Origin of the sequence: Aquisphaera insulae, assembly GCF_011064615.1 — a bacterium.
Classification (GTDB): Bacteria; Planctomycetota; Planctomycetia; order Isosphaerales; family Isosphaeraceae; genus Aquisphaera; species Aquisphaera insulae.
This window is the reverse complement of record NZ_JAALJH010000283.1, coordinates 1-334: the sequence shown is the minus strand read 5'-3', so window position 1 is coordinate 334 and position 334 is coordinate 1. Positions and strand designations below refer to the sequence as shown.

1 pseudogene is annotated in these 334 nt (G+C 71.3%); it reads right to left on the bottom strand.

Features of this window, described 5'->3' with window-relative positions:
• Positions 1-39 precede the first annotated feature (39 nt).
• Positions 40-334 (bottom strand): annotated as a pseudogene (locus tag G6O54_RS38325) (glycosyl transferase family 1); the annotation flags it as partial.

Here is a 334-nt window from a genome sequence, read left to right as displayed (position 1 = left end):
GATCAGCTAATGAATTCGGTTTGTCCCGGGGGAACGTCCTCACCCTGCGACGGTGGTGGTCCGATCGAAGGCCCGCTCGTATCGACAGGCGAGCGCCGCCGGGTCCCAACGGCGGGCCTCGGCGCGGGCGAGTGCGCGGTGCCGGTCCTCGAAGTCCGGGTCGTCCCAGAGGCGTTCGAGGATGGCCAGCCATGGGGCGACCTCGCGGGCGGTCGGGATCTCGATCGAGTCGGGGGTGTAGCGCTCGGGGATGGTGAACAGGAACCCGGCGTCGCCGAGCGTCTCCGGCAGCGCCCCGCGGTCGCTGGCCAGCACGGGGAGGCCGTTGGCCAGT